We start from the raw sequence: 11,921 nt of genomic DNA on the forward strand, positions 1-11,921 counted from the left end.
TCGCCCCGCACGCCACGTGTTAAGACGCTTGCACGGAATATGGTCCGCATCCTCCACCCCCGATGCAATCACCAACATTTGTTACAGTTCCCCGGAATTCCGACGTTAGAATGTCCCATTTCCACGGTCACCGACTATGTCCCAGAAGAAATCGCCACGCTTCGAGCTGCGCAGTGGCAATGTCGACGCCCTCCTTCTCGCTCTCAATACCGCCGACCTGGACGCGCTGCGGGATGACCTCCTCTCCCGTTTTGAGTCGACCCCCGATTTCTTTTCCGACGATGTGGTGGCACTGGACTTGCGCCGTCTGGAACATGACGGTGCGTTGGCGCTGGACCGCGTGATCGACACGCTGGCCACGCTCAATGCGCGGGCGATTGGCGTGGTGGCGCGCGCCGAGCAACGCGGCTGGGCCGGCGAATTCGGGCTGCCGCTGCTGGACAGCCAGAGCCGCCGCGGCGGGCGCGACGAAGCGCCGCGCGAATCCGATACGGCCGCCCATGCAGACGGCGCGGCGCACAAAGCGCAGCCGGACGCCGAAGCAGTCGCATCCGGTGGCAACGGCAAAGCCGCCGCCGATATCGCCGAGATCATGGCCGCGGCCAATGCCGCCGCCGCGCCGCGCGCGATCCCCACGCTGCTGATCGACAAGCCGCTGCGCTCGGGCCAGCAGATCTACGCGCAGGGCGACGTAGTGATTCTGGATCTGGTGAGCTACGGCGCCGAGGTCATCGCGGAAGGCAACATTCATATCTATGCACCGCTGCGCGGCCGCGCGCTGGCAGGGGTGAAGGGCAATCCCGACGCACGCATCTTCTGCACGTGCCTGGAGCCCGAACTGATTTCCATCGCCGGCATCTATCGGACCGCGGAGCAGACGCTTCCGGCCGACGTGCTCGGCAAATCGGCACAGGTGCGCCTGGCCGACGAAAAGCTGATTCTCGAACCGCTGCGGATGAAATGACCGCAGTGCCCACAGCACATATTCCACTGATACCGGACCATAGAGCCATGGCAAAAATCATCGTAGTGACCTCCGGCAAGGGGGGCGTTGGCAAGACCACCACCAGCGCGAGCTTCGCCGCCGGCCTGGCCCTGCGTGGCCACAAGACTGCCGTGATCGACTTCGACGTCGGCCTGCGCAATCTCGACCTGATCATGGGTTGCGAGCGCCGCGTCGTGTACGACCTGATCAACGTCGTGCAAGGCGAGGCCAATCTGAACCAGGCCCTGATCAAGGACAAGAAGTGCGAAAACCTGTTCATCCTGCCGGCCTCGCAGACGCGCGACAAGGAAGCGCTGACGCGTGAGGGTGTGGAAAAGGTCATCAACGACCTGAAGGACATGGGCTTCGAATTCATCGTCTGCGATTCCCCGGCAGGCATCGAGACGGGCGCATTGATGGCGATGTATTTCGCCGACGAGGCGCTGATCGTGACCAACCCGGAAGTGTCGTCGGTGCGCGATTCGGACCGCATTCTCGGCATCCTGGCGTCGAAGACCAAGCGCGCCAGCGAAGGCGATCCGATCAAGGAACACCTGCTGATCACGCGCTACAACCCGAAGCGCGTGCACGGCGGCGAAATGCTGTCGCTGACGGACATCCAGGAAATCCTGCGCATCAAGCTGATTGGCGTGGTGCCGGAATCGGAAGCCGTGCTGCATGCGTCGAACCAGGGCACGCCCGCCATCCACCTGGAAGGCACCGACGTGGCCGATGCCTACGCCGATGTGGTGGACCGCTTCCTTGGCAAGGACAAGCCGCTGCGTTTTGTCGATTACCAGAAGCCGGGCCTGCTCTCGCGCATCTTTGGCAACAAGTAACCGGAGGACTATTCCATGTCGATCCTGTCCTTCCTGCTGGGGGAGAAGAAAAAATCAGCGTCTGTCGCCAAGGAACGGCTGCAGATCATTCTCGCCCACGAACGCACCGGCCATTCCGCGCCGGCCGATTACCTGCCCGCCCTGCAGCGCGAACTGGTGGCGGTGATCTCGAAATACGTGAAGATCAGCGATCAGGATTTGCGCGTGAGCCTCGAGCGCCAGGACAACCTGGAAGTGCTCGAAGTGAAAATAGAGATTCCGCAGGCATAATCGCCGCCGCATTAACTTGCCGGCCGCTATCCCTGATTAAGGGATAACCCTCCCCCTCTCTCGCGGGATATATTGCACCGCAGCAGCCGTCTCTTGCGACGGCTGCGGGTTTCCCCGTACATCCCCCTGTCTGCCGCTCCCCGCCTTGCATGCACCATGATGGCGCGTGCTGCTTTGCACCATTTTCACAGCGCTAAGACATTGTGTAGCGGCAAACCAACGAATTTGCACCAAATGTCTCCCCGAAGCCGGGCTCGAGTTCGGTTTTATGTCGGAATCTCGCGCGTTTTGTTAAATTTTCGCGGCGTTACGAGCAAACGTAAAAACCAAATGGACTCGCCGTGATCCGGTGAAAGTCTGGCCACAAGACAGAAAAGGAGCACCATGAAGAAATCGCTACTGACCCTCGCAATTGGTTCGCTGGCCGCCGGCAGCGCATTCGCGCAAACGTCGGTCACGCTGTACGGCATCGCCGACGCCAGCGTCCGCTGGACCAACCACGCCGATGCAGCTGGCCACAGCCAGGTCCAACTGACCGACGGCGCAGTGACGCAAAGCCGCTGGGGTCTCAAGGGTTCGGAAGCCCTGGGCAACAACCTCAAGGCTATCTTCCAACTGGAAAACGGCTACAGCCTGGACAACGGCACGATGAATTCGTCGGGCCAGCTGTTCAATCGTCAAGCCTACGTGGGTCTGGCCGGCGACTTCGGCGCCATCAAGCTGGGCCGCCAGTACACCGAGGGCTTTAACCTGTTCGGCGATTTCGATCCGCTGACGATCGGCAACTACACCGCCAACGCCTGGCCGTTCTTCCTGACCCAGTTCCGCGCCAACAACGTGATGAGCTACTCGGGCTCGTTTTCGGGCCTGAACGTCGGCGCCAGCTACGGCTTCGGCGAAGTGGCCGGCAGCGTCACCAAGAACCAGTACTGGGGCACCCGCGCTTCGTACGACATCGGACCGTTTGGTATCGGTGGTGTGTACCAGGAAGTGCGTGACGCCAACAGCAACAAGCAGCAGATGTGGGGCGTGGCCGGCAAGTACGGCATCGGCCCGGTCAAGCTGTTCCTGGGCTACGTTGGCGGCAAGGACAACACCGGCGTGATCGACAACAACTTCCTGAACCAGTCGGCCGCGACGACGTCGGCCACTGGCCGTGCCGCGGTCACCGCTGGCGCGCCGAACAACCCGCGCAAGGACGCGCTGGGCTACCTGGGCCTGACCTATCAGGTCTCCCCGGCCCTGGCCGTGACCGGCGTGTTCTACGGCGACCACGTGAAGAACAAGAACGGCGTCAACGGCAACGATGGCAACCGTTACACCGGCGTTCTGCTGGCCGAGTACTCGCTGTCCAAGCGCACCCAGGTCTACGGCACCGTGGACTACAACAAGCTGACCGGCGGCGTGCAGTCCGAACTGCCGGGCAAGGGCACCCAGATGGGCGTGGCCGCTGGCGTCCGCCACATTTTCTGATCGTTGGTCTGATCAGTGATTGGGAGAAAGGCACCTTCGGGTGCCTTTTTTTTCGCCCCGCGCGATGCGCTCGCGTTCTTCGTCGTCCAGCAATTCCAGCCGATAGCCGAAGGTGTAGACCGGCAGCACGCGCACGCCATTGTCTTCCCAGAGGCCCAGCTTGGTCCGCACGCGCGACACATGCGTGTCGATGGTGCGCGACATCGGCGGCATATCGCGGCCCCACACCGTCGTCAGCATGTGTTCGCGCGGCACCACGCGGCCCTGGTTACGGAACATCAGCAGCGCCAGGTCGAATTCCTTCGGCGTCAGCGGCACCGTGCGGCCGTGGTGCGAGACCTGCCGCGCGACCACATCGAATACGAAGGCGCCCCATGACAGCCGGTTCTCGTCCAGGCGATGCGAATCGGGATACGCGCGCCGCAGCAGCGCCTCGATGCGGGCAGCAAATTCGCGCGGGCGGATCGGCTTGACCACGTAGTCGTCGGCGCCCGCGTTCATCGCCGCCACCACATCGTCCTCGCCACAGCGGTCGCTCACGAACATGACGGGGATGCGCGGATCGAGGTGCGCGCGCACCCAGCCGAGAATTTCCGTGCCGCTGATCTGTGGCACATCCCAGGTCAGCAGCAGCAGGTCGAAGGTGATTCTGCGCAGCGTCAGCAGCAGGCGCCGGCCGTCCGCAAACGTCAAGCATTCGTGGCCGGCGCCGGTCACCACGTCGCGGATCAAAGCCGCGTGCGCGCTGTCGTCTTCCAGCGCGGCAATCCTGAGCCCTGTCGTTGTCATGCGTCGTCACGCCCGCCGTGGGCGTCGCTTGTCTGTCCAACGACCATTAGACGGGGAGTTGCGCGGCAATCCTATAAGACGATCCTCATTTTATCGGCAACAAATGTTTACTTCGCCCGCAACGCTACGCGCCCTACCATGGCCGGCACTGCTCTACCGTTCATTCAGCGAACGAAAGGAAGGCCATCGTGAAGGTTGCCGCGCTCGAAGACAATCCGGCTCGCGCCATGGTGCTGGAACACGCCCTGCAATCGGGCGGGCACAGCCTTGCGCGCTTTCGCTGCGGGCAGGCGATGATCGACGCCATCCACCGCGACCGCTTCGACCTTCTGCTGCTCGACCGCGACGCGGCGGCCGGTGATGCCGACGAACTGCTGCGCTGGATCCGGCGCACGCTCGGGCAGGGCGTGCCGGTAATGATGTTCGGCGCCAGCAACGCCGAGGAAGATGTGGCGCGATGTTTGAAGGAAGGTGCCGACGCCTACGTGCCGCAGCCCGCGCGCGGCAAGGAACTGCTGGCCCGCATCGAGGCGCTGGCGCGCCGTGCCGCCGTGCCGTGCAGGCCGGCCGGGATCCCCCCGCCGGATGAACTCGGCAATCCACCCGAGGAGCTGGTCTGCGGCGCGTTCCGGTTTGCGGTGGGCGAACGCCAGGTCTGGGTCAAGGGCGTGCCGGTAACGCTGTCGCCGAAGGAATATGCGCTGGCGCTGCTGCTGTTCCGCAACCTCGGCACGCTGGTGATGCGGCGGACCATGATCGATCAGGTCTGGCGCAACGCCGCCATGTCCGAGCAGGCGCGCACTATCGACAGTCATCTGTCGCGCATCCGGACCAAGCTGGCGCTATGGCCGTTCAACGGCGTGATGCTGCGCGCCGTCTATCGGCTGGGCAGCCGGCTCGATCTCGCCTAGGGGACGCCAGCCGATGCCAGCGCCGTGCAAACCCGCCGCAAGCGGTCGCCGATCAGTCGGCCTTGATGCCGGCTTCCTTGACGATGCGCGCGTTCTCGACCGATTCGGCGCGAATCGCCGTGGCGAATTGCGCAGCGGAGCCGCCGGTCGGCACTTCGCCGCCGCGCATCAGCCGCTCGCGCACGTCCGGTTCGGCAAGCGCCTTGTTCAGTTCTGCGTTGAGCTTGTTAAGAATGGCTGGCGGCGTCTTGCCCGGCGCGAAGATGCCGAAGGTCGACGTGAGGTTGGCCTTCGGATAGCCGAGTTCGTCGAAGGTGGGCACGTTGGGCAGGCTTTCCAGGCGCTTGGGCGCGCCCACGGCGATGGCATGCAGGCGGCCAGCCTGCATGTGCTGGGTCAGCATCGGGCTGGCGTTGGTGCTCATCACCTCGAACTGTCCGCCCAGCGCATCGTTCATCTGCTGGCCCGCACCCTTGTAGGGAATCAGCGTGACATCGGCCTTCGCCTTGGACTTCACCTGTTCCAGCATCACGTGCCCGACCGTGCCCAGGCCGGACGTGGCCCAGCGGACCGAGCCCGGCTTGGCCTTGGCCTGCGCGATCAGGTCCTGGAACGTCTTGCCGGTGAAGCTTGGCGTGGCCACCACCAGCACCGGCGAATACATGACGCTCATGACCGGTGCGATATCGCGTTGCGGATCGTAGTTGACGCGCCCCACGTGCGGATTGAGCGTGAGCGGGCTGGTTGCGGCAAAGCCCAGCGTGTAGCCGTCGGGAGCGGCCTTGGCAACGGCGTCGATGCCGATGCTGCCACCGGCGCCGGCCTTGTTTTCCACCACCACCGAGGTGCCCATCTGCACCGACAGCTTTTCACCCAGCGCGCGCGCCACGGCATCGCTGATGCCGCCGGTCGGATAGGCCACGATCATGCGGATCGGACGGCTTGGATAGTTGTCGGCGGCCAGCGCCGGGGCGCATGCCGTGATGGTCAGGATCGGCGCGACGAAAAGCGCGCGCAGTGGCAGGGAACGGAAAGCGGCCATGGTCTGGGCGGGGGCGGGATATTCGTGGAAAGACTGCGGCGCGCGTGGGTACGCGCGGATCTGTCGGGGAACGCGGCAATGCCTGTGAGCGTCGGCGGCGTTCCAGTCAGGCGCGATTTTAGCCGATCGCCCTGTCCGGTCCCCGGCCGCCGGCTACCGCACCAGCGGAAGCTCGGGCACCCACGATACGAACAGCTCGTTGGCGCGGTCGTAGAGCCGCCACGCGGTACCGCATTCGCGGCAACTGAACGACATCATGCTGAAAGGCACGCCGGCTGCGCTCTGGCTGACCAGCGGCGCGTTGTTGCGCAACGCCAGACAGGCATGCGGTTCGCGTCGGCGCGGGTCGTCGGCCAGGGCAAGGCAGTGGGCGCAGGCAGGGCGAGCAGACATTGCAGACGTTGCGGAGGGAGGGGGCACAGCGGACTTCATGACCGTGATGATGCCGCAAAACCGATGCCAGGTCTTGGCGCAGATCGTCGCGGTGCTGGACCGCGGCGCGTTGCGCGCGCAACATGTCGGCTTCCCTTCACCAAGAAGAAACAGGAGTTTGTCCGCATGTCTGCCTTCCGCCCCCGTTTGGCGTCGCTGCCCGCCGCCCTGGCCCTGATCGGTGCGCTGTGCACGCCCTCGGTCCACGCCGCCCCCGTCGAGCCCGTCTTCCAGCTTGCGCAACAGGAAAAACCGGCCCTGGTCGAGACCCTGAAAGATCTGGTGTCGATCGAATCGGGCAGCAAGGACATCGAAGGGCTCGATCGTATCGCCGCCCTGATCCGCGACCGGCTGGCCGCCATGGGCGGCGATGCCAGGCTGGTGGAGCCCACCGACATCTACCGCATGGAAGACACGCCCGAGAAAGTGGGCAAGATGGTGCATGCTACGTTCAAGGGCACCGGCAAACGCAAGATCATGCTGATCGCACACATGGATACGGTCTACCTGCGCGGCATGCTGGCGCAGCAGCCGTTCCGCGTGGACGGCGATCGCGCCTATGGCCTTGGCATCGCTGACGACAAGAACGGCGTGGCCGTGATCCTGCACACGGTTGCCATCCTGCAGAAGATGAACTTCAAGGACTACGGCACGCTGACCGTACTGATCAATGGCGACGAGGAAATCAGCTCGCCCGGCGCGCGCGCGATGCTGACGAAGCTGGGCGCGGAACAGGACGCGGTATTTTCGTGCGAAGCCACGCGCGTGACCGGCGACCGCCTGTCGCTGGCCACCAGCGGGATTGGCGCCATCGCCCTGAAGGTGGAAGGCAAGTCATCGCATGCCGGCAGCTCGCCCGAACTGGGCCGCAACGCACTGTACGAGATGTCGCACCAGATCCTGCAAATGCGCGACCTCTCCAATCCGGACACCGGGCTCAAGGTCAACTGGACGCTGTCGCAGGCCGGCACCAATCGCAACGTGATTCCCGCCGTGGCCACCGCGCAGGCCGATGTCCGTGTATTGCGCACGGCCGACTACGACGGCCTTGAGCGCACGCTGCAGGATCGCGTCAAGAAGACGCTGATTCCCGATACCAAGGTGAGCGTGAAGTTCGAGCGCCGCCGGCCGCCATTGGAAGTGACGCCCGCCGCGCGCGCACTGGCAGCGCATGCGCAAGGCATCTATGCGGAGATCGGCGAAAAGCTGGCCGTTTATGACACGGCCGAAGGTGGCGGCACCGATGCGGCGTTTGCCGCTGCGGCAACCAAGGCGCCCGTGATCGAGCGCTTTGGCTTACGCGGCTTTGGCGCGCATTCGAACGATGCCGAATACGTCGACCTGAATTCCGTGACGCCGCGCCTGTACCTGCTGACGCGCATGATCATGGACGTGTCGCAGGACAAGGCCGGCAAGTGACGCCATGACGCTGGTGCAGGCGACTGCGCCAGTCTTGTGCACCACGCGCTACGAAAGGGACCGCAGCCGGCAGGCGGATGCGGTCCGCTCAGCCCGCGCGCGTGGTTCAGGCTGCCTTCGGCCTTTCGCGCAGATCGGGCAGAAACACCGCCAGCAAACCCAGCAACGGCAGGAACGCGCAGAGCTGGTAGACGCTTTCGATGCCATGCGCATCGGCCAGCTTGCCAAGCACGGCGGCGCCGATGCCGCCCATGCCGAACGCGAAACCGAAGAACAGACCGGACACCATCCCGACCTTGCCGGGAATCAGTTCCTGCGCGAACACAAGAATTGCCGAGAACGCCGAGGCCAGGATGAAACCGATGATCACCGTCAGCACGGCCGTCCAGAACAGGTTAGCGTGCGGCAGCATCAGCGTGAACGGGGCCACGCCGAGGATCGACGCCCAGATCACGCGCTTGCGGCCGATGCGATCGCCGATCGGACCGCCCAGGATCGTGCCCGCCGCCACCGCGAACAGGAACAGGAACAGATAGATCTGCGACGTCTGACGCGGCAGGCTGAACTTCTCCATCAGATAGAACGTGTAATACGTGTTCAGGCTGGCCATGTAGAAGTACTTCGAGAAGATCAGCAGCAGCAGCACGGTCATGGCGCGCACCACGGTTGAGGTGGGCAGCTTGTTGACGGCCACGCCAGCGGCCTTCTTCTTTGCGGCGCGCTCGGCCAGGTGCCGGCCATACCATCCGCCGATCTGCCACAGCACGGCGATCGCCAGCAGCGCGGCCAGCGAAAACCACGCGACGCTGCCCTGCGTATGCACGATGCCGGCGGCCAGCAGCGGCCCCATCGCGCTGCCGCCGTTCCCGCCCACCTGGAAGATCGACTGGGCCAGCCCGTGCTGGCCGCCGGATGCCAGCCGCGCCACGCGCGACGATTCCGGATGGAAGATCGACGAGCCCGTTCCGACCAGCGCCGCGGCCACCAGCAGCACGCCGTAGGTAGGCGCCACCGACAGCAGCAGCAGGCCGCACAGCGTGAAGCCCATGCCGATTGCCAGCGAATGCGGCTTCGGATGCTTGTCCGTATAGAGCCCGACAATCGGCTGCAGCAGCGAAGCGGTGATCTGATACGTGAGCGTCAGCAGGCCGATCTGCGTAAAGCTCAGATTGAAGCCGCCCTTGAGCATCGGATAGATGGCCAGGATCAGCGACTGAATCATGTCGTTGAGGAAATGCGCGAAGCTGATCGCGTACAACACGCGAAAGCGTGTGCCTTCCTTGCGGGGTGTCGCTGCGTCACTCTGCGCGGCGGGAGCGGCGGGGGCTCGATTGACGGTTGTACTCATGGTGCGGGGGGCGCATTGGCCAGTCGTCGTCTCAGGATATTCCGGGCGCCAGCGCACTGGCACTCGGGAAAGTGTGACGATGCTAATTGGCATTTGCGCGCCTGTCCTGCGAGAATGGGGCCGCAACTTTGGAGAAAAGGACATGTCTGGTGCTTCTCGCCCGCCGCGGCGCGCCCCGCCGGCCGTGCAATGGATCGACCACAGCACACCGGGAAGCAAGCGCCTGCCTGACGACGCGCCGCGCGATCCGGACGCGGACAGCCGCGCCGACACTTACGCCGATCATCCCGTCTATCTCCAGTACGATCGCAGCGCGATGCCGGTAACGGCCATGGCCGCGGACTACGTGCCCGGCCACGTCACCAAGCCGCATCAGCACCCGCACGCGCAGCTGGTGCACGCGATGCATGGCGTGATGGTTGTGTCGACGGCCGAGGGCCAGTGGATCGTGCCGCCCACGCGCGGCATGTGGATGCCCGGCGGCACCGTCCACTGGATCCGCATGGTGGGCCGCGTGCAGATGCGCACCGCCTACATCCGCCCCGATGCCGGGCCGGACCTGCCGACGCAATGCACCGTGCTGGGCGTTTCGCCGCTGCTGCGCGAATTGATCCTGGCGGCCATCGATATTCCGCTCACCTACTCGCCCGATTCACGCGATGGACGCCTGATGCGGCTGCTGCTCGATGAAGTGAAGCTCGTGCCAACCCTGCCGTTGCATCTGCCACGTCCCGCGGACGCCGGTCTGCGTGAGATTTGCGAGCAGATCGTCGGCAGTCCCGACAACGATCTGACGCTGGCCGATTGGGGTGCAAGACTCGGGATCGATCCAAAGACGATCCAGCGCCGCTTTGCGCGCGAAACGGGTATGACGTTTGGGCGATGGCGGCAGCAGGCGCGCTTGCTGGCCGCGCTACAGCGGCTGGCCGCCGGCGACAAGGTGGTGGATGTGGCGCTGGACATGGGCTATGGCAGCCCGAGCGCGTTTGCGACGATGTTCCGCCGGCAATTCGGCGTGCCGCCCAGCGCCTTCTTCAAATAGCTGCGTGTGGTTCCATCGTCGCGAGTGCCGCGCGCGGCGGAGAACCCCGGCCGCTGCGATGGCCACGAACTCGCAATGCCAATGCCGGTATCGCGGGGAAACAGGCCAGTCGGCGTCAGTCCGCCAGATAGCGTTCCACCAGGCGCGTCCAGTAAGCCGCGCCCACGGTCAGGTTTTCGTCGTTGAAGTCGTAGCCAGCGTTGTGCAGCAGCGGCTGGTTTGCACCGTTGCCCATCCGCACGAAACATCCGGGGCGCTGCTGCAGGAAATACGCGAAATCCTCGCTGCCCGCGATGCGGTGGAAGTTGCCGATAGCGCGTTCGGGGCCGACCAGTTCCTCGGCCACCTGCCGCGCAAATTCGGTTTCCGCTTCGCTGTTGACCAGCACCGGATAGCCGCGCACGTAATCGATATCGACCGTCGCGCCATAGCCTTCCGCGTGCGCGGTCACCAACTGACGAATCCGCGATTCCAGCGATGCCCGCACCTCGGGACTGAACGAACGCACGCTGATTTCCATGCGCGCGCTATCGGGAATCACGTTTGGCGCATGTCCCGCGTGCAGCGTGCCGATCGTGACGACGGCGGTTTCGTTGGGATCGACATTGCGCGCGACGATCGACTGCAGCGCCAGCACAAGGCTGCCGGCCACCAGGATCGGATCGATCGATTGATGCGGCCGAGCCGCGTGACCGCCCTTGCCGCGAATCGTCAGCGTCACAGTATCGCAGGCCGCCATGAACGGCCCCGCGCGGAACATGAAGGTACCGGCTTCGACACCCGGATGGTTGTGCAAGCCGAAAATGGCATCGCACGGGAAGCGTTCGAACAGGCCGTCGGCGAGCATGCGCTCGGCACCGCCTCCCGCGCCGATTTCTTCGGCCGGTTGGAAGATCAGATGCACCGTACCGTTGAAGTGGCGCGTACGAGCCAATTGCCGGGCCGCGCCAAGCAGCACGGTGGTGTGGCCGTCGTGCCCGCACGCATGCATCCTGCCCTCGTGCACGCTGGCATAGGGCAGACCAGAGCGCTCGTGGATCGGCAGCGCATCCATGTCGGCGCGAATGCCGACGCTGCGCTTGCCGTCGCCCGCTCGCAGCGTCGCCACGACACCGGTGCCGCCGACACCGCGCGTCACGTCATAGCCCCAGCCTTCGAGCTTGCGCGCGACAAGTTCGGCGGTGCGGACTTCGTTGAAGGCGAGTTCTGGATGCTGGTGGATATCGCGGCGGATGTCTTGCAGTTCCTCGCGCGAGTCGAGCGTGTCATGCAGCGTGCAGAACGACCGGGTGGGGGTGTCTTTGGCAAGGCGGACCGATACGCTTCTCAATATCGATTCGATTTCGGGGGCGTGTTCAGACATGGCGTTGC

At 64.6% G+C, this 11,921-nt stretch carries 12 protein-coding genes; 7 read left to right on the top strand and 5 right to left on the bottom strand.

The window, feature by feature from the left end; all coding sequences use genetic code 11:
* The first annotated feature begins 136 nt into the window (after positions 1 to 136).
* The 4 genes from minC (at position 137) to AC1RKI_RS03295 (ending at position 3,567) form a co-directional block, all read left to right on the top strand.
* Positions 137 to 964, top strand: coding sequence for a septum site-determining protein MinC (minC, locus tag AC1RKI_RS03280; RefSeq protein WP_244786462.1), 828 nt, complete (start codon positions 137 to 139; stop codon positions 962 to 964).
* A gap of 47 nt (positions 965 to 1,011) precedes the next feature.
* The gene (minD, locus tag AC1RKI_RS03285; RefSeq protein ID WP_061959725.1) at positions 1,012 to 1,824 is read left to right on the top strand and encodes a septum site-determining protein MinD; all 813 of its coding nucleotides are present in this window, start codon (positions 1,012 to 1,014) and stop codon (positions 1,822 to 1,824) included.
* Positions 1,825 to 1,839: 15 nt separating this feature from the next.
* Positions 1,840 to 2,094 (top strand): cell division topological specificity factor MinE, encoded by a 255-nt coding sequence (gene minE / locus AC1RKI_RS03290; RefSeq protein WP_061959726.1) that lies wholly within the window; start codon positions 1,840 to 1,842, stop codon positions 2,092 to 2,094.
* Between the two features lie 384 nt (positions 2,095 to 2,478).
* Positions 2,479 to 3,567 (top strand): porin, encoded by a 1,089-nt coding sequence (locus AC1RKI_RS03295; protein ID WP_061959727.1) that lies wholly within the window; start codon positions 2,479 to 2,481, stop codon positions 3,565 to 3,567.
* A 12-nt stretch (positions 3,568 to 3,579) separates the two neighbouring features.
* Here AC1RKI_RS03295 and AC1RKI_RS03300 read toward each other — a convergent pair whose 3' ends face one another.
* The gene (locus AC1RKI_RS03300) at positions 3,580 to 4,356 is read right to left on the bottom strand and encodes a response regulator transcription factor (protein ID WP_061959728.1); all 777 of its coding nucleotides are present in this window, start codon (positions 4,354 to 4,356) and stop codon (positions 3,580 to 3,582) included.
* A 188-nt stretch (positions 4,357 to 4,544) separates the two neighbouring features.
* On the opposite strand from AC1RKI_RS03300, the gene AC1RKI_RS03305 reads away from it, so the two are divergent.
* Positions 4,545 to 5,267: a response regulator transcription factor gene (locus AC1RKI_RS03305; protein WP_492793877.1), complete on the top strand. Its 723-nt coding sequence runs from the start codon at positions 4,545 to 4,547 to the stop codon at positions 5,265 to 5,267.
* Positions 5,268 to 5,319: 52 nt separating this feature from the next.
* Here AC1RKI_RS03305 and AC1RKI_RS03310 read toward each other — a convergent pair whose 3' ends face one another.
* On the bottom strand, positions 5,320 to 6,309 hold the full coding sequence (locus tag AC1RKI_RS03310; RefSeq protein WP_492793875.1) for a Bug family tripartite tricarboxylate transporter substrate binding protein: 990 nt from the start codon (positions 6,307 to 6,309) through the stop codon (positions 5,320 to 5,322).
* Between the two features lie 153 nt (positions 6,310 to 6,462).
* A complete protein-coding gene (locus tag AC1RKI_RS03315) occupies positions 6,463 to 6,741 on the bottom strand; it encodes a hypothetical protein (protein WP_492793873.1) in 279 nt (92 codons plus the stop codon).
* 126 nt (positions 6,742 to 6,867) lie between these two features.
* On the opposite strand from AC1RKI_RS03315, the gene AC1RKI_RS03320 reads away from it, so the two are divergent.
* The gene (locus AC1RKI_RS03320; RefSeq protein ID WP_341248188.1) at positions 6,868 to 8,160 is read left to right on the top strand and encodes a M20/M25/M40 family metallo-hydrolase; all 1,293 of its coding nucleotides are present in this window, start codon (positions 6,868 to 6,870) and stop codon (positions 8,158 to 8,160) included.
* Positions 8,161 to 8,266: 106 nt separating this feature from the next.
* Here AC1RKI_RS03320 and AC1RKI_RS03325 read toward each other — a convergent pair whose 3' ends face one another.
* The gene (locus AC1RKI_RS03325; protein WP_492793871.1) at positions 8,267 to 9,508 is read right to left on the bottom strand and encodes an MFS transporter; all 1,242 of its coding nucleotides are present in this window, start codon (positions 9,506 to 9,508) and stop codon (positions 8,267 to 8,269) included.
* A gap of 223 nt (positions 9,509 to 9,731) precedes the next feature.
* Between AC1RKI_RS03325 and AC1RKI_RS03330 the strand changes: the two genes are divergently transcribed.
* The gene (locus AC1RKI_RS03330; protein WP_492794312.1) at positions 9,732 to 10,550 is read left to right on the top strand and encodes an AraC family transcriptional regulator; all 819 of its coding nucleotides are present in this window, start codon (positions 9,732 to 9,734) and stop codon (positions 10,548 to 10,550) included.
* Between the two features lie 115 nt (positions 10,551 to 10,665).
* Here the strand turns inward: AC1RKI_RS03330 and AC1RKI_RS03335 are convergent, their stop codons facing one another.
* Entirely contained in the window at positions 10,666 to 11,913 is a 1,248-nt protein-coding gene (locus tag AC1RKI_RS03335) for a M20 aminoacylase family protein (protein WP_492793869.1), read from the bottom strand.
* Positions 11,914 to 11,921: the final 8 nt, after the last annotated feature.

The organism is Cupriavidus sp. GW822-FHT06G04 (genome assembly GCF_058799075.1).

What these genes read in the sequence shown, in the direction of transcription:
- AC1RKI_RS03335 (WP_492793869.1), bottom strand. Translation starts at nt 11,913, where the DNA reads ATGTCTGAACACGCCCCCGAAATCGAATCGATATTGAGAAGCGTATCG.
- AC1RKI_RS03310 (WP_492793875.1), bottom strand. Translation starts at nt 6,309, where the DNA reads ATGGCCGCTTTCCGTTCCCTGCCACTGCGCGCGCTTTTCGTCGCGCCG.
- AC1RKI_RS03295 (WP_061959727.1), top strand. Translation starts at nt 2,479, where the DNA reads ATGAAGAAATCGCTACTGACCCTCGCAATTGGTTCGCTGGCCGCCGGC.
- AC1RKI_RS03320 (WP_341248188.1), top strand. Translation starts at nt 6,868, where the DNA reads ATGTCTGCCTTCCGCCCCCGTTTGGCGTCGCTGCCCGCCGCCCTGGCC.
- AC1RKI_RS03300 (WP_061959728.1), bottom strand. Translation starts at nt 4,356, where the DNA reads ATGACAACGACAGGGCTCAGGATTGCCGCGCTGGAAGACGACAGCGCG.
- AC1RKI_RS03315 (WP_492793873.1), bottom strand. Translation starts at nt 6,741, where the DNA reads ATGAAGTCCGCTGTGCCCCCTCCCTCCGCAACGTCTGCAATGTCTGCT.
- AC1RKI_RS03325 (WP_492793871.1), bottom strand. Translation starts at nt 9,508, where the DNA reads ATGAGTACAACCGTCAATCGAGCCCCCGCCGCTCCCGCCGCGCAGAGT.
- minE (WP_061959726.1), top strand. Translation starts at nt 1,840, where the DNA reads ATGTCGATCCTGTCCTTCCTGCTGGGGGAGAAGAAAAAATCAGCGTCT.
- minC (WP_244786462.1), top strand. Translation starts at nt 137, where the DNA reads ATGTCCCAGAAGAAATCGCCACGCTTCGAGCTGCGCAGTGGCAATGTC.
- minD (WP_061959725.1), top strand. Translation starts at nt 1,012, where the DNA reads ATGGCAAAAATCATCGTAGTGACCTCCGGCAAGGGGGGCGTTGGCAAG.